Annotated in this window: 21 protein-coding genes; 11 read left to right on the top strand and 10 right to left on the bottom strand. The window is 62.3% G+C overall.

The features are described from left to right. Positions 1-93 precede the first annotated feature (93 nt). Entirely contained in the window at positions 94-2004 is a 1911-nt protein-coding gene (locus ABE456_RS24310; protein WP_346646206.1) for a hypothetical protein, read from the bottom strand. Positions 2005-2192: 188 nt separating this feature from the next. Next, positions 2193-3092, bottom strand: a complete 900-nt coding sequence (locus ABE456_RS24305; protein WP_346646205.1) for a helix-turn-helix domain-containing protein — start codon at positions 3090-3092, stop codon at positions 2193-2195. Positions 3093-3244: 152 nt separating this feature from the next. On the opposite strand from ABE456_RS24305, the gene ABE456_RS24300 reads away from it, so the two are divergent. The 3 genes from ABE456_RS24300 to ABE456_RS24290 all read left to right on the top strand — a co-directional run bounded on the left by ABE456_RS24300 (position 3245) and on the right by ABE456_RS24290 (position 7138). Further along, on the top strand, positions 3245-4603 hold the full coding sequence (locus ABE456_RS24300) for a glutamine synthetase family protein (RefSeq protein WP_346646204.1): 1359 nt from the start codon (positions 3245-3247) through the stop codon (positions 4601-4603). A gap of 137 nt (positions 4604-4740) precedes the next feature. Beyond that, positions 4741-5829: a polyamine ABC transporter substrate-binding protein gene (locus tag ABE456_RS24295; protein ID WP_346646203.1), complete on the top strand. Its 1089-nt coding sequence runs from the start codon at positions 4741-4743 to the stop codon at positions 5827-5829. Between the two features lie 13 nt (positions 5830-5842). After that, the gene (locus tag ABE456_RS24290; RefSeq protein ID WP_346646202.1) at positions 5843-7138 is read left to right on the top strand and encodes an FAD-binding oxidoreductase; all 1296 of its coding nucleotides are present in this window, start codon (positions 5843-5845) and stop codon (positions 7136-7138) included. A gap of 139 nt (positions 7139-7277) precedes the next feature. Here ABE456_RS24290 and ABE456_RS24285 read toward each other — a convergent pair whose 3' ends face one another. Together ABE456_RS24285 and ABE456_RS24280 are read right to left on the bottom strand one after the other, a co-directional pair. Next, the gene (locus ABE456_RS24285) at positions 7278-7583 is read right to left on the bottom strand and encodes a DNA-binding transcriptional regulator (RefSeq protein ID WP_346646201.1); all 306 of its coding nucleotides are present in this window, start codon (positions 7581-7583) and stop codon (positions 7278-7280) included. Further along, the gene (locus ABE456_RS24280; protein WP_346646200.1) at positions 7564-7947 is read right to left on the bottom strand and encodes a type II toxin-antitoxin system RelE/ParE family toxin; all 384 of its coding nucleotides are present in this window, start codon (positions 7945-7947) and stop codon (positions 7564-7566) included. Before ABE456_RS24280 ends, ABE456_RS24285 begins: the two co-directional genes overlap by 20 nt. 257 nt (positions 7948-8204) lie before the next feature. Here ABE456_RS24280 and ABE456_RS24275 point away from each other — a divergent pair, with 257 nt between their 5' ends. Then, on the top strand, positions 8205-8885 hold the full coding sequence (locus ABE456_RS24275; RefSeq protein WP_346646199.1) for a DUF3313 domain-containing protein: 681 nt from the start codon (positions 8205-8207) through the stop codon (positions 8883-8885). A gap of 121 nt (positions 8886-9006) precedes the next feature. Here the strand turns inward: ABE456_RS24275 and ABE456_RS24270 are convergent, their stop codons facing one another. Then, positions 9007-10383 (bottom strand): L-serine ammonia-lyase, encoded by a 1377-nt coding sequence (locus tag ABE456_RS24270; protein ID WP_346646198.1) that lies wholly within the window; start codon positions 10381-10383, stop codon positions 9007-9009. A gap of 146 nt (positions 10384-10529) precedes the next feature. Here ABE456_RS24270 and ABE456_RS24265 point away from each other — a divergent pair, with 146 nt between their 5' ends. The 3 genes from ABE456_RS24265 (at position 10530) to ABE456_RS24255 (ending at position 12935) form a co-directional block, all read left to right on the top strand. Further along, positions 10530-11465: a LysR substrate-binding domain-containing protein gene (locus ABE456_RS24265; protein WP_346646197.1), complete on the top strand. Its 936-nt coding sequence runs from the start codon at positions 10530-10532 to the stop codon at positions 11463-11465. 100 nt (positions 11466-11565) lie between these two features. Continuing rightward, positions 11566-11955, top strand: a complete 390-nt coding sequence (locus ABE456_RS24260) for a hypothetical protein (RefSeq protein WP_346646196.1) — start codon at positions 11566-11568, stop codon at positions 11953-11955. A gap of 14 nt (positions 11956-11969) precedes the next feature. Then, a complete protein-coding gene (locus ABE456_RS24255; protein ID WP_346646195.1) occupies positions 11970-12935 on the top strand; it encodes an endonuclease in 966 nt (321 codons plus the stop codon). A gap of 40 nt (positions 12936-12975) precedes the next feature. On the opposite strand, the gene ABE456_RS24250 is transcribed toward ABE456_RS24255, so the two are convergent. From ABE456_RS24250 to ptxS, 5 genes are all read right to left on the bottom strand, one after another. Then, on the bottom strand, positions 12976-13950 hold the full coding sequence (locus tag ABE456_RS24250) for a D-glycerate dehydrogenase (protein ID WP_346646194.1): 975 nt from the start codon (positions 13948-13950) through the stop codon (positions 12976-12978). A 10-nt stretch (positions 13951-13960) separates the two neighbouring features. Beyond that, positions 13961-15253, bottom strand: a complete 1293-nt coding sequence (locus ABE456_RS24245; RefSeq protein ID WP_346646193.1) for an MFS transporter — start codon at positions 15251-15253, stop codon at positions 13961-13963. Positions 15254-15311: 58 nt separating this feature from the next. Next, a complete protein-coding gene (locus ABE456_RS24240; RefSeq protein WP_346646192.1) occupies positions 15312-16262 on the bottom strand; it encodes a sugar kinase in 951 nt (316 codons plus the stop codon). Continuing rightward, positions 16255-17034 carry an AP endonuclease gene (locus ABE456_RS24235; RefSeq protein WP_346646191.1) on the bottom strand — a complete coding sequence of 260 codons (780 nt, stop codon included), beginning with the start codon at positions 17032-17034 and terminating at the stop codon, positions 16255-16257. The genes ABE456_RS24240 and ABE456_RS24235 overlap by 8 nt, the downstream gene beginning before the upstream one ends. A 66-nt stretch (positions 17035-17100) precedes the next feature. After that, positions 17101-18120, bottom strand: coding sequence for a transcriptional regulator PtxS (gene ptxS, locus ABE456_RS24230; protein ID WP_346646190.1), 1020 nt, complete (start codon positions 18118-18120; stop codon positions 17101-17103). A 373-nt stretch (positions 18121-18493) separates the two neighbouring features. Here ptxS and ABE456_RS24225 point away from each other — a divergent pair, with 373 nt between their 5' ends. The 4 genes from ABE456_RS24225 to ABE456_RS24210 form a co-directional block, all read left to right on the top strand. Continuing rightward, positions 18494-19183, top strand: coding sequence for a histidine phosphatase family protein (locus ABE456_RS24225; protein WP_346646189.1), 690 nt, complete (start codon positions 18494-18496; stop codon positions 19181-19183). Between the two features lie 2 nt (positions 19184-19185). After that, a complete protein-coding gene (locus ABE456_RS24220) occupies positions 19186-20004 on the top strand; it encodes a phosphatase PAP2 family protein (RefSeq protein ID WP_346646188.1) in 819 nt (272 codons plus the stop codon). A gap of 241 nt (positions 20005-20245) precedes the next feature. Beyond that, positions 20246-21097 carry a type IVB secretion system protein IcmH/DotU gene (gene icmH, locus ABE456_RS24215; RefSeq protein WP_346646187.1) on the top strand — a complete coding sequence of 284 codons (852 nt, stop codon included), beginning with the start codon at positions 20246-20248 and terminating at the stop codon, positions 21095-21097. A gap of 14 nt (positions 21098-21111) precedes the next feature. Beyond that, positions 21112-21459, top strand: a 348-nt coding sequence (locus ABE456_RS24210) for a contractile injection system protein, VgrG/Pvc8 family (protein WP_346646186.1), incomplete at its 3' end; no start/stop codon positions are given.

Here is a 21459-nt window from a genome sequence, read left to right as displayed (position 1 = left end):
GACCGTAACTTATATCTTGCCTTGGGGCCGCTCCGGGGCCCTGTGGGTGCGGGTTAACCCGCTCCAACAGGGCTGCGGAGCGGCCTTGAATTCTCAATCGCGAACCTGGTCCTTGACCCAGTCCAGCATCCCCCCCGGCACGATCAGCTCATGCCGCGCCCGCGAACAGGCGGTATACAAACCCGCCAGCATCCGCGCCCGCTCATTGCGGTTACCCGCCACCTGCGGCGCCACCATCAGCTCCGGCGACACCATTACCCGGGCAAACTCCATGTTCTTCACGTCCCGTACCCGGCCCAGGAACAACTTAGGTGCCTTGTCCCAGCGGTAGCGGCTCTTGGCCTTGGCAAAGTGCTCCGGCGTGTAGCCCTTGCGCAGCATGTTGGCCACGGCAATGAACGCCTTGTCATCGCCCTTGTCCTGCTCCAAGGCTTGCCAGCTGGCATAGCGGAACAGCATCGGGTGACGCGGCCGGGTGCCGTAGCGGTACAGCTCGATGCAGTCCTCGACGAACAATTCGAAGTCCTTGCGCGCGCTTTTCAGCAGCACGAACGGCACCCCCTGGTGCGTCAGGCGCTGGAACCAGCCAAACAGGCCCCATTCGTCATCGACGATCAGCGCCGTGGGCTGTTCAGGCACCGTCACCGCATCAAAGAAACTGACCCGGGTGTAATGCTCGGCGCTGCCACTGAAGGCCGCCTGGATAGCGGCCGGGTGTGCCTGGATCAGCGGGTTGAGCACGTTGTCCATTGCAGGCCCGGCGCGCAGGGAATGGTCGATGCAGCGTTGGCGGATGAAACTGCCATGGTGCGGGCTAAGGCCATTGAGGTTCTGCAGCTCGTCGCCCAACGCAATGATCGACTGCGGGCTGCGGTCGAGCACAGCAAGCATGGGTGCCGACAGTTCGTGGGCCTCGTCGACGATGACATGGGTGTAGCGGCTATCGATCACATAGCCGGTCAGCGACAGCAGCTTGACCCGGTGGTAGTCACGCACTGGCAGCTGGATTTCCCGTGCCGACGGGCGAATCAGCTCTTGCCAATACAGCCGCGCCTTTTCCAGCAGCACTTCCTGATCCAGCGGTGAAGTACCAGGCCCGGCCCATGGCAGGTGGTGCAGCTGCAGCTGGGTGTCTGCACTGTGGCAGAACGTGCGTACGGCACGAATGCACAAGGCAACCACATCGCGAGCGGCGAGCGGGCCGATGTCGGGGATGGCCAGCCAGCGCACCACCTGCGCGTCCTGCGGGCGCCATGACAGTTTGGTGCGGTAGGGGTCGCGCAGGCGCCAGCCGTTGCTGGTGAGGTCGCGGTTGAGCAACTCGTCTGCCAGTTGGCCGAAGGTGAGCGCGGTGTAGGCAGCAGCGTCCTTGACCCGTGCCTGCAGGGCGCGCAACTGGCCTTCGGTCAAAGCCAGCAGCAACGTGCGCTGTGGCTCCAGCAGGCGGGCGAACTGGTGAATCAGGAAGGTCTTGCCGGTACCGGCGAAGCCCTGCACGGCCACCGACTCGTCAATGCCACTGAGGAATTCGCGCAACAGGCGGTTCTGCTGGTCGCTGAGCAGCAGGTCGCTGGCCAGCGACGGCAGGTACACCGGGTGCAATGGCGTTGCCCGCTGGCGATAGGTGTCGGCGAACTGGAAGTTCCACTGGCCTTCGGCATCCAGTAGCTCGTCGGCCTTGTACTCCACTTCGCAGGTCAGCAATGCGATACCGTTTTCGCCCAGCATGCCCAGGCCCATGGCAAAGGCTTCATGATCGAAATGCTGCGCCACCTGGCCCTGGAAGCGCCCGGGGGCAGCGCTTTCAACTTCATTGGCAATGCGCACGATTTCGGCAAAACGGCGCTCTTGTGCGTCGGCCGAGGCGGTTGCGGGCTGGCGAGGCAGGTTTTGCACGAACAGCACGGCGGCGGCGTCAAGGACGCTGGCGGTGCTGAAGAAGTCGGTGGTGGGCGCGCTGGCGAGGCGGTCGGCTTGGTCGCTGGGCAAAGGCAGGTAGAACATCGGCACCTCGGGTGGAATCAGGGCGGCACGATAGCAATTTTCGGCGTTGGGCGCTGGGTTCAGTGTTGCCTGGGCCGGCCTCTTCGCGGGTGAACCCGCTCCCACAAGGACCCCGCAATGTTTAAAACCGTGGTCATTCTGTGGGAGCGGGTTTACCCGCGAAGAGGCCGGTAGCCACACCACCAACCTCAACCCCTGCCCCGCTTCAATGTCTCACTCGGAAACTCCTTGAACAACTGCCGGTAACTCTCTGAAAACCTTCCCAAATGCCAAAAAGACCAGCGCATCGCCACCTCGGCCACGGTCACCCCACCACCGCGTAACAAATCGCGCCGCGCACCGTTCAGCCTGCGCAACCGCAACCAATGCGCCGGCGGCATACCAGTAAACGCCTTGAACGCCTGCTGCAACTGGCGCAGGGAAACCCCGGCAACATCCGCCAGCTCCACCAGGTTCAGTGTCTCTTCCGGGCAGTCGGCCGCCCACTCACTCACCCGGCGCATGATCGCCCGCTCTTCGTCACGCCGCCCCAGGGCCACGCCCTGCAAGCGCTGGCAGGCGTTGTCGAGGATGAACAGGCAATCTTCCAACAGTTGCTCTGCCAAAGCCTGCCCTTGCAGCGGGCAATCGGCCTCGCCCAGACGGGTCAGCGTGGCGCTGAGCCAACTGCCGAACAACGCATTCTGGCCGCTGCCCAGCGGCACCATGAACAAGCCTTCCAGGCGTTGCGGGTCCAGGCCATGGCTAGCGAGAAAGGCCTGGTCGAAGACTACGGCCACTTCCTGATAGTTCTCGGGTGTGATCCAGATGTTGCGGCTCTGCTCATTGAGCAGGTAAAGGCTGTTTTCGCTCTGGTCGAAGCAGAACGCCAACGATCCGCTCGGCGCGCGGAAGAACTGCTCGACGCGGGTATTGAGCCGCTCTTCGTAAACCTCCACACCATCAAGCCCCAGGCAGCGCAGCTGGCCGCTGAAGTGCCCTGGCGACATCTGCCGGTATTGCTGCTGCCAGCCGGGGGTGGCACGGACCTGTTCGGTTACATCCGAGGTATGGAAAGCTTGAACCTGCAAGGCATTGGGCGTTGTCACGCTTTGTCCTAGTTGCACTCTTTTGGTGCATTCATTGCCGAAGAAAGTGGATAGATGGCTTTGCGGGCCTGAGGCCAAGATAGTCTCCAGCGCGTCACCTGGGAAGTCACCGGCACCTGCCGCGCACACAAAAACCCAACCAAGAGGTCTGTATGAACGCCCCCTTCGATCAGCTGTCCACCTGGCTGAAAGAACACCGGATCACCGAAGTCGAATGCGTGATCAGCGACCTGACCGGCATCGCCCGCGGCAAGATCGCGCCCACTGCCAAGTTCCTCCACGAGCGAGGCATGCGCCTGCCCGAAAGCGTGCTGCTGCAGACGGTCACCGGCGACTACGTTGACGACGACATCTACTACAACCTGCTCGACGCCGCCGACATCGACATGGTCTGCCGCCCCGACCCGACCGCCGTGTACCAGATCCCGTGGGCGATCGAGCCGACCGCGATCGTGATCCACGATACCTTCGACAAGCAAGGCAACCCCATCGAGCTGTCGCCGCGCAACGTGCTGAAGAAGGTGCTCAAGCTCTATGCCGACCAAGGCTGGCAGCCGATCGTGGCACCGGAGATGGAGTTCTACCTGACCAAGCGCTGCGAAGACCCGGACTTGCCATTACAAGTGCCACTGGGGCGTTCCGGCCGTGCCGAAAGCGGTCGCCAGTCGTTCTCGATCGATGCCGCCAACGAATTCGACCCGCTGTTCGAAGATGTCTACGACTGGTGCGAAATCCAGGGCCTGGACCTGGACACGCTGATCCACGAAGACGGCCCGGCGCAGATGGAGATCAACTTCCGCCACGGCGACGCGCTGGACCTGGCCGACCAGATCACCGTGTTCAAGCGCACCATGCGCGAGGCGGCGCTCAAGCACAACGTGGCCGCCACGTTCATGGCCAAGCCGATCACCGACGAGCCGGGCAGTGCCATGCACCTGCACCAGAGCGTGGTAGACATCGCCACCGGCAAGCCGATCTTCGCCAACGAAGACGGCAGCATGAGCCAGCTGTTCCTGCACCACATTGGCGGCTTGCAGAAGTACATCCCCAAGCTGCTGCCGATGTTTGCACCCAACGTCAACTCGTTCCGCCGCTTCCTGCCAGACACTTCGGCACCGGTGAACGTCGAGTGGGGTGAGGAAAACCGCACAGCTGGCCTGCGTGTGCCCACCTCCAGCCCCGAGGCAATGCGCGTGGAAAACCGCCTGCCGGGCGCTGATGCCAACCCGTACCTGGCCATCGCCGCCAGCCTGCTGTGCGGCTACCTGGGCATGGTCGAGCAGATCGACCCCAGCGCCCCGGTGCAGGGCCGCGCCTATGAACGACGCAACCTGCGCCTGCCGATCACCATCGAAGATGCGCTGCAGCACATGGAAGACTGCGAGGCCGTGCAGCAGTACCTGGGCAAGCAGTTCGTCCAGGGCTACGTAGCGGTCAAGCGTGCCGAGCATGAGAACTACAAGCGGGTGATCAGCTCGTGGGAGCGTGAGTTCCTGATGATGAGTGTCTGAGCCAGCCTGGGGTGCTTTGATGCACTGGACCTGTAGGAGCAGCCCTATCGCGACACGAGGCCGCTCCTACAGGCAATAGCCTGCACAGTAGCCCCCAACACACCGAACTCGAAGAACAAGACCAACGAGGTGTCCCCATGCGTCATCTGCAAGCCCTGATCCCCGCTGCATTCACCCTGCTGTTCGCCACCACCACCCAGGCCACGCCCTCGGTCAGTGTGTACAACTGGACCGACTACATCGGTGACACCACCCTGGCCGACTTCCAGGCCAGCAGCGGGATCAAGGTGGTCTATGACGTGTTCGACTCCAACGAAACCCTGGAGGGCAAGCTGCTGGCCGGCCGTACCGGCTATGATGTGGTAGTGCCATCCAACCACTTCCTGGCGCGCCAGGCCCAGGCCGGTGCCTTCCTGCCGCTGGACCGCAGCAAGCTGCCGAACTGGCAGCACCTGGACCCCAAGCTGCTCAAGCAGCTTGAACAGAACGACCCCGGCAACCAGTACGCCGTGCCGTACCTGTGGGGCACCAATGGCATCGGCTACAACGTCGACAAGGTCAAGGCGGCGCTGGGTGTGGACCATATCGACTCGTGGGCGATGCTGTTCGAGCCCGAGAACCTGAAAAAGCTCAAGCAGTGCGGCGTAGCGTTCATGGACTCGCCCGACGAGCTGTTCCCGGCCGTGCTCAACTACCTGGGCATGGACCCACGCAGCGAAAAACCGGCCGACTACGCCAAGGCCGAAGCACGCTTGCTGGAACTGCGCCCCTACATCACCTATTTCCACTCCTCCAAATACGTTTCCGACCTGGCCAACGGCGATGTTTGCGTGGCCTTCGGTTACTCCGGCGACGTATTCCAGGCTGCCAACCGCGCCGTGGAGGCAAAAAACGGGGTGAAGGTCGCCTACAGCATCCCCAAGGAAGGCAGCAACCTGTGGTTCGACCTGCTGGCCATCCCCAAGGACGCCAACAACCCCGAGCAAGCCCTGGCCTTCATCAACTACCTGCTTGACCCCAAGGTGATCGCCAAGGTAAGCGCCACGGTCGGCTATGCCAACGCCAACCCGGACGCCCAGGCCTACATGGATGCATCGCTGGTGCAAAACCCCGAGATCTACCCACCCCAGGATGTGCTGGACAAGCTGTACATCTCCAGCACCCCGAGCCCGAAGATCATGCGCGTCATGACCCGCTCCTGGAGCAAGATCAAGTCCAACCGCTGAGTCGAGTACGCCCATGTCTTTCAATACCCAACATACCGCTTCGTACTATGCGGCCACGGCACGCAATGCGGCGCCCTACCCCAGCCTGGACGGCGAACTGACAGCCGACGTGTGCGTGGTCGGCGGTGGGCTGACCGGGGTCAATACCGCCCTGGAATTGGCCGAGCGCGGCCTCTCAGTGGTGCTGCTGGAAGGCCGGCGCATCGGCTGGGGCGCCAGCGGGCGCAATGGCGGCCAGTTGATTCGTGGCATAGGCCATGACGTCAGCGGTTTTGCCCGCCATGTCGGCCAGGACGGCGTGCGCTACCTGAAGCAGGCGGGCATCGATTCGGTGGCGCTGGTGGCCAGCCGCATCGCCCAGTACAGCATTACCTGCGACCTGCGCTGGGGCTTCTGCGAACTGGCCAACACACCCGCCCAGTTCGCCGCCTTCAAGGACGAACAAGATGACCTGGCCACACTGGGCTACCGCCCTGAAACCCGCCTGGTCGGCGCCGATCAGCTGCATGAAATCGTCGCCAGCGACCAGTACGCTGGCGGCCTGGTGGACATGGGCTCCGGCCACCTGCACCCGCTCGACCTGGTCCAGGGCGAGGCCCGCGCCGCCCACACCCTGGGCGTACGCATTTTTGAGCAGAGCCCGGTACTGCGCATCGAGCACGGCCCCAGTGTGACCCTGCACACGGCCCGCGGCAAGGTGCGGGCGAGCAGCCTGGTATTGGGCTGCAACGCCCACCTCGATGAACTGGAGCCCCGCCTGAGCGGCAAAGTGCTGCCGGCCGGCAGCTACGTGGTGGCCACCGAGCCCCTGCCCGAAGCGCTGGCCAGCAGCCTGATCCCGCAGAACATGGCGCTGTGCGACCAGAAAGTCGGCCTGGACTACTACCGCCTCACGGCAGACCGCCGCCTGCTGTTCGGCGGCGCCTGCCACTATTCCGGGCGTGACCCCAAGGACATTGCCGCCTACATGCGGCCCAAGGTGCTGAACGTGTTCCCGCAACTGGCCGACGTGCGCATCGACTACCAGTGGGGCGGCATGATCGGCATCACCGCCAACCGCTTCCCCCAGGTGGGGCGCCTCAGCCAGCACCCCAACGTGTACTACGCCCAGGGTTATTCAGGGCATGGGCTCAACGTCACCCACTGGACGGCGAAACTGCTGGCCGAAAGCATCGCCCTCGGCCACAGCCACGGCCTGGATGTGTTCAGTGCCGTGCCACACCTGACCTTCCCCGGCGGCAAGGCACTGCGTTCGCCTCTGTTGGCGCTGGGGATGTTGTGGTATCGCTTGCGTGAGGCGCTCGGTTAGCCGCCGCGCAGGCTGCTGTGCGGGCGGTCGCGCTCCTTGTAGGAGCGGGCTTGCCCGCGATGAGGCCCTAAAGAGAAATATGCTTGAAAGAAGCTCGTAGTTAATTGTTCAAATGGTTTTTTAAAACCACACAACACCTTCAAAGAAGAACATGTAAGCCTTTGTTTTTTATTATATTAAGCAGCTTCAAGGCTGGCCCTGAAGGATGTGTTTCGCCCTGCTCCCACTTACGCACAGTCGACGCACTGGTATGCAAATGCATTGCAAATACCGACTGACTGAAGTTGAGAGCTTCACGCAAATGGCGTATGTCCAACGCACTGAAATCCCGCACCGGTGCAGGACACAACGCTTCGTAATCCCGAAGCGTTACTTTGCCGACCGCTCCGGCCTCGTGGAGCGCTACAAGGTCCTCACGTAACGACTCAACCAGTTTGCTGCTCACAACAGACCTCCATTAGCACGCCCGCTTGCAACGCCCGACAGAGCGCTAGCGGTGATAAATCCAGAAAGACTTTGCCCGCAAATCGCAGTGCTTTCTGTTCTTCCAGGGTGATATTTGCCTTTTCACTTTTGGCAAAGCCGTGCAGGAAAACACATCGATTGCCAATGCGGGCGGAGAGAAGGGTTCTATAACCGCCGCGTTTGCCCCCGGCATGCGCTGCTACGCGCTTTTTGAACAATTCGCCGCCCAGACTTGCATCGACCAGCCCCTTACACATCTCCTCCACTGCTTTACACAGCATTTCATCACTGAGCCTATGAGCAGCCTGCCACCGCGCGAAATCCCTGCGCTTGAAAATTTCCATTACCTTACCCCAACCATACCCGTAACGGGCATAGTTTTCCAAGGGCGGTAAGAGATGAAAAGCCAGTGATGTCCCAACACTCCGTGGGAATTATCGCCGTTTGAACACGCACCGCTCAGGCAGAGCCCCTTTCGCGGCTGATTGCCGGGAAATGTAACCACAGCCATTTCCCACCACAGATTGAACCCGCCCACTGGCCATCTGTCGCGCACCTGCTAGCGTTGTTCTGGCCGACCTATCATGGATGCATTTTCATCATGAAATCATTCCCCCGCCTTACCCTGCTGTGCGCCGCATTGCTTACTGTGGCCGCCTGTTCCAGCAATCGCGTGGACCCCGAGGACTACTCAGGCTTCCTCAAGGATTACAGCCGGCTGCAAGAAGCCAAGAGCCCTTCGGGTGACCCGGTGATGCGCTGGATCGACCCCAAGGTCAACATCAACCAGTACAGCCAGGTGTTCATCGAGCCCAGTCAGTTCTACCCCAAGCCGCAGCCGACAGAGGCCATTTCGTCGCAGACGCTGCAGGAGATCACCCGCTACTTCAACGATGCGCTGCGCCGTGAAATAGGCAGCGTCTTGCCGTTGGCCAAGGGCCCTGGCCCAGGTGTGATCGTGGTGCGCCCGGCCATCACTGCAGTGGCCACCAGCAACGAGGGCCTCAAGCCCTACGAGGTCATCCCTATCGCGCTGATTGCAGCCGGTGTGAACACCGCCATTGGCGGGCGTGACCAAGAAGTGGATGTCGGCGTGGAGGCTGCGTTCCTCGACGGAGCCAACCAGAAGGTGCTGGCCCAGGTGGTGCGCAAAGGTACCGGCCAGGAACTGGAGAACAAGGAGCAGAAGCTGGCTCTGAAGGACGTCAAGCCAGTGCTGGATGGCTGGGCCAAGGACATGCGCGCAAGCTTCCTGGCGGCCAAGCAGAAAGCCCGCCAATAGCAGCCTGAACACAGAACTTGTGGGAGCGGGCGCGCCCGCTCCCACAGGGATCGCGCCAGCTTTTAGACATTGAGCAAGACAGTTGCCCCCCACAACAGTCCGCGCTGGCCAGCGAGTTTGTTCAACACTCGACAAAGGCAACGGCCAGGCCGCCGCGCGAGGTCTCCTTGTAATTGGCATGCATGTCCGCGCCGGTATCACGCATGGTGCGGATCACCCGGTCGAGCGAAATAAAGTGCTCGCCGTCGCCACGCAACGCCATCTGCACCGCGTTGATCGCCTTCACCGCGGCGATTGCATTACGCTCGATACACGGCACTTGCACCAGGCCGCCAACCGGGTCGCAAGTCAGCCCCAGGTTGTGTTCCAAGGCAATTTCGGCGGCATTTTCCAGCTGCGGTGGTGTGGCGCCCAGTACCTGCGCCAGGCCAGCGGCCGCCATCGAGCAGGCCGAGCCCACCTCCCCCTGGCAACCGACTTCGGCCCCCGAAATTGACGCGTTCTTCTTGCACAGGATGCCGACAGCCGCTGCGGCTAGCAGGAAGTCCACCACATCGGCATCACAGACGCTTGGGTTGAACTTCATGTAGTAATGCAGCACCGCCGGAATGATCCCGGCCGCGCCATTGGTGGGCGCAGTGACCATGCGCCCGCCGGCGGCGTTCTCTTCATTGACCGCCAGGGCGAACAGGTTCACCCACTCCATGGCGCTGAGGGTCGAGCCGATCACGTTGGGCTTGCCCAGCTCCTGCAGGCTGCGGTGCAACCGCGCCGCGCGGCGTTTTACGTGCAACCCACCCGGCAGGATGCCTTCGTTGCGCAGGCCGTTGTCGACGCATTCGCGCATGGCGGCCCAGATACGCATCAGGCCCTCGCGCACCTCGGCCTCCGGGCGCCAGGCACATTCGTTGGCCATCATCAGTTGCGCCACGCTCAAGCCGTGGGTTTTGCACAAGGCCAGCAACTGGGCAGCGCTGTCGAATTCATACGGCAGCAGCACAGCGTTGGTAGCGCTTTGCGGTGCATCGATCTCGGCTTGCTCGACGATGAAGCCGCCGCCCACCGAATAGTAGGTCTGGCGCAACAGGCTACCCTGCCCGTCCATGGCTTCCAGGCTCATGGCGTTGGGGTGGTAGGGCAGGTTTTCGTCAAGCAGCAGCATGTCGCGGCTGTACTCGAACGCCAGCGGGTGGCTGCCGTCGAGCATCAGGCAGTGCTCCTGCATCACCTGGCCAATGCGCGAATCGATGGTGGCCGGGTCGATGCGGTCTGGCCACTGGCCCATCAAGCCGAGCAGGCAGGCGCGATCAGTGGCATGGCCTACCCCGGTGGCCGACAACGAACCATACAGCCGCACCTCGACACGGCTTACCCGGGCCAATACCCCCTGCTCACGCAGGGCCTGGGCAAAAGTAGCCGCTGCCCGCATGGGGCCGACGGTGTGGGAGCTGGACGGGCCGATGCCAATTTTGAAAAGGTCGAAAACACTGATAGCCATGCTAATGCCTGACCGTACCCGGGGATGAAGCCGCAGTACGGTTATCTGGATAAATTGAGCGTTATTGCGGTTTTGCGCGATACTGCCGCGCTGGCTCATGGATGACCAACGAAACTTTCTAAGCAAGGCTTTAGTGGTACTAAACGATGCGACGACAACTCAATGGCCAGATGTTTGTCTGGCTGCATGTATTCGCCTGTGCAGCCCGGCACCTGTCCTTTACCCGCTGCGCCGAAGAGCTGCACATCACCCCAGGCGCAGTCAGCCAGCAGATGCGCCAGTTGGAGGAACGCCTGGGTTACCGGCTGTTCCTACGCCGGGCGCGCGGCGTGGAGCTGAGCGCCGAGGGGCAACGCCTGGCACAAACAGTGGCCGAGGCCTACGGCAGCATCGAAGCCGAACTGCTGCGCCTGGAAGCCGGTGAAATCCGCGGCACCCTGCGCCTGCGTTCGATCCCGTCGTTCCTGGCCAAATGGCTCACGCCGCGCCTGCCACGCTTTCAACAGCGCTACCCAGACATCGAGCTGCGCCTGGTAGCCGAAGACAGCGCCCAGGCGTTGCACCCGGGCGATTTCGACCTGGCCATCGACCTGAACGATGGCAGCTACCCCGGCATGCTCTCGACGCCGCTGCTGGACGAGCAGATCTTCCCCGTGTGCTCACCCACCCTGCTGCGTGGGCGCCCACCGCTGCATGGCCCGGCGGACCTGGCGCATTACCCCCTGCTGCATGACATTACCGCCTGGCGTGGCAGTTCGGAGTATGCAGAGTGGGAGTTCTATCTGGAGGGTATCGGCGCCCCAGGCCTGGATGTGCGGCGTGGGCACACCTTCAACCGTAACCACCTGACCATCGAGGCGGCGATTGCCGGCATTGGCGTGGCAATCGCCCGACGTACGCTGCTCAATGATGAACTGGAGCGCGGTGCGCTGATCGTGCCGTTCGGCGTGCCGATCGCCAATCACAAACGCTATGTGGTGCATTACCCACCGGGCGGGTTGAACCAACCCGGGGCACGAGCAGTGCATGACTGGTTGGTGGAGGAAGCGCGTGGGTTCAGGGAGTTGCACCCGATGAGCTGAAAGGGCGTATGCACATTACCCGCTTTTACCCTTGCTTAACCCAAGTTGACAGTCCCCTTGTCTATGCTGGCCACCTTTCGCCCCCCAGCCGGACATGCCCATGCCGCCGTTTACACCTTGCTTTCCCACTGCACCCATGCACGACGAAATCCCGGTCGCGTTGCTTGACCTGGTTCAGCAGCGCCTGGCCAGCCTGCTTGGCTCACGCTTCACAGTGGTGCTGGCGGGCAGCGGCAACGACAACAGCGCCGGGGTTAGCCACTACCACTTGGCGATTCAGCATAACCAGAGCGGCGTTTCCCTGGAGGACAACGGCAACGTCAGCGCTGGTTTCATCGACCGCCTGCTGCGCATGGGCGCTCAGCTCAAAGGCATGCTCGACTCGCCCACCTTCAACCAGATGGGCAGCGACGATCCAAGCCGAACGCTGGTATGGATCAGCGAACTGGCCAGCCCTGGGGAAACGATTACAATACGCGCCCCTCTCTGAAATATGTTTTCCCCATGAAATCACTGCTTTACGCCGTAACGTTACTGTTTTCCTTCACCCTGCCAGCCTTGGCAAACCCGCCAGCAACCTTCACTGAGGCCAAGGTGGTTGCCAAGCAGAAGGTGTACATGGACCAGGCCAGCAGTGCCATGGGCGACCTGTACTGCGGCTGCAAATGGACCTGGGTGGGCAAGTCTGGCGGGCGTATCGATGCGGCCTCCTGCGGTTACCAGACCCGCAAGCAGCAAAACCGTGCCGAACGCACCGAGTGGGAACACATCGTGCCTGCCTATACCTTCGGCAACCAGCGCCAGTGCTGGAAGAACGGCGGCCGAGAGCATTGTGTGGATGACGACCCAGTGTTCCGTGCCATGGAAGCCAACCTTTTCAACCTGTACCCGGCCGTGGGCGAGGTCAACGGCGACCGCAGCAACTTCAACTACGGCATGGTCGCCGGCAATGCCGGCGAATATGGCCAGTGCACCACCAAGGTCGATTTCGTCCAGCGTGCTGCCGAGCCGCGTGACGAAGTCAAAGGCCTGGTGGCGCGTACCACGTTCTACATGTACGACCGCTACCAGCTGAACATGTCGCGCCAGCAGCAGCAACTGCTGATGGCCTGGGACAAACAGCACCCGGTGTCGGCCTGGGAGAAAGAGCGTAACCGGCGCATTGCAGCGATCATGGGGCATGCCAACCCGTTCGTGACTGGGGAACGCAAATGGACCGCCGACTACAAGCCGGTTGGTAGTGGCGTGGTGCAAGCGGTGCCAGCGAAAGCTGCCAAAGCAGAGGCCAAGCCAAGCCTGGCCAGTGCCGAGTCGGTGGGTGCGGTGCTTGGCAACCGCAATAGCCATGTTTATCACCTGTCCGTCGGCTGCCCGGGCTACAACCAGGTTGCGGCAAAGAACCTGGTCAGCTTTGCAACCGAAGGTGAAGCGCAGGCGGCGGGTTATCGCAAGGCCGGTAATTGCCGGTAATTCCACACCGAAACAGGGGCCGCAAGGCGGCCCCCTGCACTCAAGGCCTACACAGCTCATTCACCAGATTCGCCGGCCGCTCCCCGGCCAGCGCACTGAGCAGGTTGTCCACGGCGCAGCGCGCCATGGCCTGGCGGGTTTCCTCGGTCGCCGAGCCGATATGCGGGGTCGCCACCACGTTGGCCAGCTGCAACAGTGGCGCGTCCGCCGGCAACGGCTCCTGCACGAACACATCCAGGCCGGCACCGCGTATGCGCCCAGCGCGCAACGCTTCAAGCAGAGCGGTTTCGTCCACTACCCGCCCGCGGGAAATGTTCACCAGAATCGCCTCAGGCTTCATCAGCGCCAGTTCTCGCGCGCCGATCAGGCCCTCGGTGCTGGCACTCAGCGGCACGGTCAGGCAGACGAAATCCGCCTGCTGCAACAAGTCATCCAGGCTGCATTGGCGTGCGGCATAGCGCGCCTCCACTTCGGGTTTGTTACGTTGGCTGTGATACAGCACACGCATGCCAAAGCCGGCCGCAGCGCGACGTGCCAAGGCCTCGCCAATGCGCCCCATGCCGACGATGCCCAGTGTCTTGCCATGTACATCGCTGCCAAAATGCGCAGGGCCCAGGTTGGCCTGCCAATGGCCGTCACGTACCCAGTTCGCCAATTCCACAACCCGCCTTGCAGTGGCCAGGATCAAGGCGAAACCGGTGTCGGCGGTGGTTTCGGTCAGCACGTCGGGCGTGTTGGTCAACATCACGCCACGCCGAGTGAGTTCAGCGATGTCGTAGTTGTCCACGCCCACCGAAACGCTGGACACCACTTCCAGCTGTGGCGCCAGGTCGAGCAGGCTGGCGTCCAGGCGCAGGCTGGCCCCCAGCAGCCCATGCGCGCCCGGCAAGGCATCGCGCAGGCGCGCCAGGCCATCGGGCTGGGCGGTGTCCACCCAGGTCACCTCGACACAATCGTGCAGGCGCGCCATCAAGTCTTCGGACAAGCGTTTGTATAGAACGATGCGTTTCTTCATTGCAGGTTTCCTAAGGGTTCATGGCCAGGCGCGAATTGCCACGTTTGGCCCGGCCGGGCGTCTGGGAAGTGTTGAGTGCGGCGGTAAGCGCCACTGCGGCCAGCAGCGCGCCGCACATGAACAGGTAAGAGGCACCGGGCCCGCCCGTGGCACCATTGAGGTAACCCACCAGCCACGAGCCACCGAACGAACCCAGCGCACCCATGCTGTTGATCAGCGCCATGGCACCGCCAGCAACGTTGGCCGGCAGGATCTCGGGCACGATCGCGAAGAACGGGCCATAGGGTGCATACATGCAGGCACCGGCAACCACCAGCAGCGCGTACGACAGCCAGAAATGCTCGCTGCCCAAGGCGTACGAGCCATAGAACGCCACGGCGGCTAGCAATAGCGGTGGCCAGACGAAGCGCTTGCGTTTCTGCAGGCGGTCGGACGCCCACGACACGCCAACCATGGCCAGCACCGCCGCCAGGTAAGGCACCGAGGCCAGCCAGCCTGCCTGCACGATATCGACGTTTGCCGCCTGCTTGAGGATCGACGGCAACCACAGCACGAAGCCATACACGCCGATGCTCCAGCAGAAGTACTGCAGCGCCAGGATGATCACCTGCGGCGAGCGGAACGCCTCGCGGTAGTTCTTCACCGGCTTGATGCCCTGCTGCTCGGCGGCCAGTGCCTGTTGCAGCGCGGCCTTTTCCTGCTCGCTCAGCCATTTCACCTGGGCTGGGCGATCATCCACCAGGCGCCACCAGAAGAACGCCCAGATAACTGCGGGCAGGCCTTCGATGATGAACATCCAGCGCCAGTCGTAATGCTTGATGAGGTAACCCGACACCACCGACATCCATAGGATGGTCACCGGGTTGCCGAGCATCAGGAAGGTATTGGCGCGCGAGCGTTCGGCGCGGGTGAACCAGTGGCACAGGTACACCAGCATCGCCGGCATCACCGCCGCCTCCACTACCCCGAGCAGGAAGCGGATGCCGATCAGCATGTAGACATTGCTGACCATGCCGGTGAGCGTGGCAAGGCCGCCCCAGAGGATCAGGCAGACGAAAATCAGCTTCTTCACGCTGCGTTTTTCGGCATAGATGGCGCCGGGCACCTGGAAGAAGAAGTAGCCGAGGAAGAACAGTGCGCCCAACAGCGAAGACAGCACGGGGGTGATGTGCAGGTCTTCGGCCATGCCGGAAGCGGCAGCGAAACCGTAATTGGCGCGGTCCAGGTACGCCAGGCTATAAGTGACGAACACAATCGGGATGATGTACCACCAACGGCGAGATGCCAGGCTTTGGCTTTGCATGGTTTGTTTCTCCTGAGCTTGTTGTTTTTGTTGCAACAGGTGATTCGGGGTCAGGCCTTCAAGCGCTTCTGCGCAGCTCGTGGGCCGCCAACTCGTGGCGCAGCGGCAGCCCTTCCATGTCGCCGCGGGACTGCACGGCGCGGCTACCACACCAGTTGCCGCGCGCCACCGCCTCGGTCACGGCGCGGCCTTCCAGCAGTGCACTGACTACACCCACGGCAAAGGCATCGCCCGCGCCGACGGTGTCCACCACACGGCTGACCGGCACCGGCGCGACCTGGCCTTCGCCATAAGCGCTGCGGAAGTAGGCGCCGGCGTCGCCCAGCTTGATCACCACCAGTTGCACCCCTTGGTCGAGGTAAAACGCGGCGATGTCCGCCGGGGTGTCCTGGCGGGTCAGCAAACGGCCCTCCTCCAGGCCCGGTAACACCCAGTCGGCCTTGACCGCCAGGGCATTGATTTCACGCACCATGCTGCTTTGGTCAGGCCACAGCGTGGGGCGCAGGTTGGGGTCGAACGAGATACTGCGCCCGGCGGCACGCATGCCATCTACCAGCGCATGGGACAGGGCCCGACAGCCCCCCGACAGCGCCAGCGGGATGCCGGTAGCGTGCAGGTGGCGGGCCTGCAGCCAGCCCGGGCGGATCAGCGCTGGCGACATGCGGCTGGCCGCCGAACCTCGGCGGAAGTACTCCACTGCCGGGTCGCTGCCATCATCGCAGCGGGCCTTGAGCTGAAAACCGGTGGGGCTGCTGGCATCCACCTCGACGCCAGAGCAATCCAGGCCTTCGCGGCGCAAGCTGTCGAGCACGAAGCGGCCCAGCGAATCGTCACCCACCCGGCTCAACCAGCGCACCTTGAACCCCAGCCGCGCCAGGCCGATGGCAACGTTGCTGTCGGCGCCAGCGATGCGCTTGCCAAACTGGCCGGCACTGGCCAGGTCGCCGGCCTGCTCAGCGACGAACATGGCCATGGTCTCGCCGAAACACAGCACGTCATGCTCATGCATGGCTCAGCTCCTCACCCAGGCCCAGTACCGACAGGTCGCGCACCTGGGCGCGGGTCATCAGCAGCAGGTCGTCGCTCACCAAGGGGTATTCGACGGCACGCACCACACCAGGGCTGAACTCGGCCATGAGCGCTGCCCACTCCTGCAGGTCTGCGGCCTGTGGCGGCACGGCTGCCAAGCGACCATCGGCCAGGCGCTGCACAGCCTTGCAGTGCACATAACGCACCCAGCGGCCAAGTTCACGGGCGGCTTGCCAGGCAGGTTCGCCCTGCCACTGCCAGTTACCGATGTCAAAGGTCATGCCCAGGCTCAAGCCAAGCGCGTCGGCGCGTTGGAAGAACTGCTGCAGTGGCGCGATGCGCCCACCTTGCGGGGTCTGGTCATTCTCTACCAGCAGCACTGGGCCGCGTGCAGGCAACAGCGCCGCCAGGGCCGTGACGTTGCAACGCTCATGGTAATGCCCCAAGGAAACCTTTAGCGCTACCGCGCCGAGGGCCTGGGCAAGCTCCAGCTTCTGCGCCAATTGCGGGTCGGGCAGGCCTTGCGCAGTCCACAGTTCAAGGGGTGTGGAATACAGGCACTCCAGGCGCAGTGCAGCCATGGCCGCTTTCAGTGCTGCTGTGTCCGGTGCGCTGGCGAACAACTCTTCGCGCAATTCCACACGGCTAACGCCAGCGGCTGCCAGCAAGTCAAGAAATTGCTCCTGGCCACGTTGCCGCACAAAGTCGGCGCCGTAGCTGGAGAGACTGATGGAAACGGGGTTCGCATGCATTGTTGTTGTCCTTATGAAACCGGTTTCATTTTTTTACGACACAAGCAGGCATTGGCCTGCTGCTGGTTACTGTGGGTGGGTTGAACCTCGGATGATCAGCTTGGCCTTGAAGTCGATGCGCCGGGCTGCGCCGCTGTCGCCGCGCAAGCGACCGAGCAGGCTTTCGAATGCTGCCACGCCAATGCGCTCGGTGGGCTGGGCCAGTGCAGTGATGCCACTGCCAACCAAGGGGTACCAGTCGAGGTCGTCGAGGGCGATAAGCCCAACGTCTGCGAACAGATTGCGCCCGGCTTCGCACAGGGCCCGGGTCACCGCCAGGGTGGCGACGCCGTTGAAGGTGAAGATCGCCTGCGGGCCATGGCCGCTGGCGGCGAGGAACGATGCCAAATGGCCCTCCAGCCCGGTGCCAATTTCCAGCACTTGCTGGCGCATGCCGGGGCGGCGGCTGATCGACGCGCCGAACGCCTGCACCCGCTCCTGGCGCGAGCTGGTGCCATCGAGGGGCTCGGTGACTGCCAGGATATCGCGGTACCCTTGTGCCTGCAGGTGGTCGAGGGCCTGCTCGACCGCGTCGGTATTGTCCAGGCCCACCAGGTCGGCATTCAGCTCGGGCAGTTGGCGGTCTACCAGCACCATGGGGATGTCACGCTGCAGGTTGAGCAGTTCGCCAGGGTGATGGCCTAGCGTGTTCAGGATCAGCCCTTCGACGTTGTACGACTGCAGGGCTACCAGGTGGTGACGCTCCTGCTCGTCGTCGCGGTTGGTGTTGCATACCACCAGGCTGTAACCGTGCTGGCGGCAGGCGGTTTCCACGCCATGCATCACGGCCACTGAATAGGGGTTGAGAATGTCGGCCACCAGCATGCCGATCAGCCGCGTCTGGCCGCGCTTCAGGCCACGGGCCATCTGGTTGGGGCGGTAACCGAGGCGCTCGATGACCTCTTCAAGGCGCTTGGCGGTGGCATCGGCCAGCAACTGGCGGTCGCCACCGATGTAACGGGAGACGGTGGCCTTGGAAACGCCAGCGACACGCGCTACTTCGCTGATGGTGACCCGTTCGCGGGCATGGGCAGGCGCGTCGGTCATGGGCTGTCCTTATGATTGTTGTGATAGCGATGAAACCGGTTTCAATACAGCAAAACTGTGGCCGTTCGTCAACCTGCCGTTGGTCGGCAGCCATTTAATTGCTTTGAGATATCACTCTAAAAATATGCTCTAACACACTGATACATATGTAAATTAAAGACAAATCCGTGGATAAAGGCATGCCCGCGAAGAATTCGGTGCAGCGGCTGGCACCGGCTGCGCCGGTGTTCGCGGGCCCGCCCGCTCCCACAGTGACCACTCCCGTGCGCCTGTCGGCCAAGGCTTTTTTCACATTTGCCTCACCCTCTAGCGACATTCCGCTACCTACAGTGCTGACGCTCTCGTATGAAGCGAGATGACTGGAGTGGCAACCATGCTTCACGGCGTTATCGACAAGTCCCTCACCTCACGGTTTGCACAGGCATGCCGATTGCAGTACGGCACGGTGCTGTTCACCGTCTTGTGCCTGCTGCTCACCTTGGGCGTAGCGGCAGTCTGGGCCCATACTCGCCTGAGCCTCCCCAACCTGGCTAATCCGCATCATCTGCAGCACAGCGGGCTCTATACTCATTGGTCGAAAGGCAGGGTGATTGTCGTGCTGCGCCATGCCGAACGCTGCGACCGCTCCAGCAACGCCTGCCTGGGTGACCCCAGCGGCATCACGGTCGCAGGCAGCCGGGTGGCCGCCGATGTGGGCCGCGGCCTGCAACGCCTTGGCCTGGGCACAGCCGATGTGTTGGCCAGCCCGGAGGTACGCACCGAGCAGACCGCGCAAGCCATGTTCGGTAAAACCATTGCCACGCAGGACTGGCTCAATCAGTGCGACGACCACTTCGCCGAAAATGTCTTTACCCACAAGCGAAACGGCCAGAACCTGGTACTGGTCAGCCACAGCGGCTGCATGGAACAACTGGAACAGGTGCTTGAAGTGCCCGCCAGCGCGGCCTCGAACAGCTATGCCAGCGCCCTGTTCATCACCCTGGGCAGCGATGGCAAGGCACAACTGCTGGGCCAGATGGCTGCCAGTGAATGGAGCAAACTCGTCGATGCCAAGGAACTCTAAACATGCCCTCCCGCGCCACCTTCTACCGTAACAACCTGCTGCTGCCGCTATTGCTGGCCGCTATCGTGTTCGTGGCATTCGACCTCACAGAGCTCGATCGCTGGCTCAGCAACCTGCTGCTCGACCCGGCCACGGGCCAGTTCCCGCTGTTGCACAACCAGTGGTTCGAGAAAGTCACCCACAAGTGGCCACGGATCCTGCCGGACTGGACCGGTGAACTGGCAGTCATCGGCAGCCTGCTGTCGTTCATCTGGCCACGCCTGGCCAACCGCCCGCAACTGGGCCTGACCCGCATGTTGGAAAAAGCCCGGATTGCGCCGGTGCTACGTTTTACTGCCCAACACCGCCGCGATCTGCTGTTCGTGGTGGTGGCGTTCGCACTGAGCACCACTGTGATTCACTACCTGAAAAGCCATACCAGCGTGTATTGCCCGGTGGAAACCACGCTGTATGGCGGTACACAGGCCCGAGTTGAATGGTTCGAGAACTTCTCCTGGTGGAACAAGGCTGGCGATGGCCGCTGCTGGCCAGGCGGCCATGCTTCCAGCGGCTTTACTTTGCTTGCACTGTATTTCGTGGCCTTGCGCCACCGCTGGATGCATGCCCGCAAGTTGCTGGTGGCAATCCTGCTGATCGGGTTCGTGTACGGCACTACCCGTGTGCTACAGGGCTGGCACTACATGTCCCACACGTTCTGGGCCGGGATCTTTGTCTGGTTTGCCACCTGGGCAACCGCATTGCTCTTCTATGGGCGCGTCGCGCTGCAAGCGCCGGAGATCAGCCCAGCCACACCTGCATCTGCCCTGGCACAGCCCTTGTAAGGGCAGCCTTGTCTCGCGACAAGGCCGCAAAGCGGCCCGATTGCTGCACATTTTTGGCTGCATATAATAATTATAGAATAACTTGCAGCGAAACTTCCTACAGCTTTTTAGGAAGTTCCAAGCTCCCATGAAAGTTTAATTCTCGTTAGTCTTCAGGTCTTCACTCATTACTTGCGCCCAACCGTATTGCAAGTCTGCGGCCATTGCGTAAGTTTGACCTGGCAATAGACGAGGATTACGGATGTCCAGACCGTTCGAGGGCACTAACCAACCAGTACCCGCCAAGAAAAAGCCAATCCTGCTTGAGGATCTCAAGGTTACCCCGCCACCTCGCGCCGGTACCGCCCCGGAGCAGGCAACGGAACTGCCCGGCTACCCGGCCGACCCCGAGTTCCGCCTGCGCGGCTGTTACGACAACCTGATGCTCGACGCGGCATCCCAGCTGTTCGGCCTGGTCATCCGCCTGCGCACCCTGGATGACCTGCCCAACATCGCGTTCGTGCACAAGCGCCTGCAAACCCAGATCCACGCCATCCGCGAAGAAATGCAGCAGCACGGTTACCCGCCCACGCATCTGGAGGCCTATTCCTACGCCCTGTGTCTGTACCTGGACGAGGCTGTGATGAGCCGCCCCTGGGGCAACAACTCGTGCTGGAGCCAGGAACCGTTGCTGAGCATCTTCCACGACGAAACCCACGGCGGCGAAAAGATCTTCGCCTTGCTGGAGCGGATGATGCTGTCGCCCAAGGAATTCCAGGATGTACTGGAGTTCCTGTACTTCTGCTTTTGCCTGGGCCTTCAAGGCAAGTACGCCCTCGAGCCCAAGGGCCAGGAAATCATCAAAGCCTTGATCTCACGGATGCACAAGGTCCTTCGCGAACTGCGCGGCCCCACACCGCAAGAGGTGTGCGACCCCTATACCAATGTCGTCCATCGCCCCAACCACAGGCCGCGGCGGTATTGGCCATGGTGGAGCCCGTTGGTGATCTCGGCCATCGCCATGGTCTGTGCCTACTGCTACTACAGCTACCGCCTGAGCCTGATAACCGCCGAAGTCCTTGAAAAGCTCGACAGCATCATCTTGCCGCAGTAGGAGGGAGCATCCGCATGCCTAGCCAATCCGACTTGCGTTTTACCTTTCAACCACTGGCTGGCCGGCTTGAGTTCGAAGTGGTGTCGTTCGAACTCGACGAAGCGATCAGCTCACCGTTCCAGCTGAAACTGGAGTTGATCAGTTTCGAAGGCGATGTCGACTTCGGCCAATTGCTCGACAAGCCGGTGCTGTTCACCCTCTGGCGCGGTGAGCGGCCGCTGCGCCACGTGCACGGCCTGGTCAGCAGTTTAAGCCAGGGCGAGACCGGCCCTTACCGCACCCGTTACCATGCCCTGGTCGAGCCGCTGCTGGCACGTGCCAGGCTGCGTTCGAACTGGCGCATCTTCCAGCACAAGACCGTG

The sequence above is a fragment of the Pseudomonas sp. TWI929 genome, from assembly GCF_039673335.1.
Lineage (GTDB): Bacteria > Pseudomonadota > Gammaproteobacteria > Pseudomonadales > Pseudomonadaceae > Aquipseudomonas.
The sequence above is the reverse complement of the archived record's forward strand: the minus strand, read 5'-3'. Positions and strand labels throughout refer to the sequence as shown.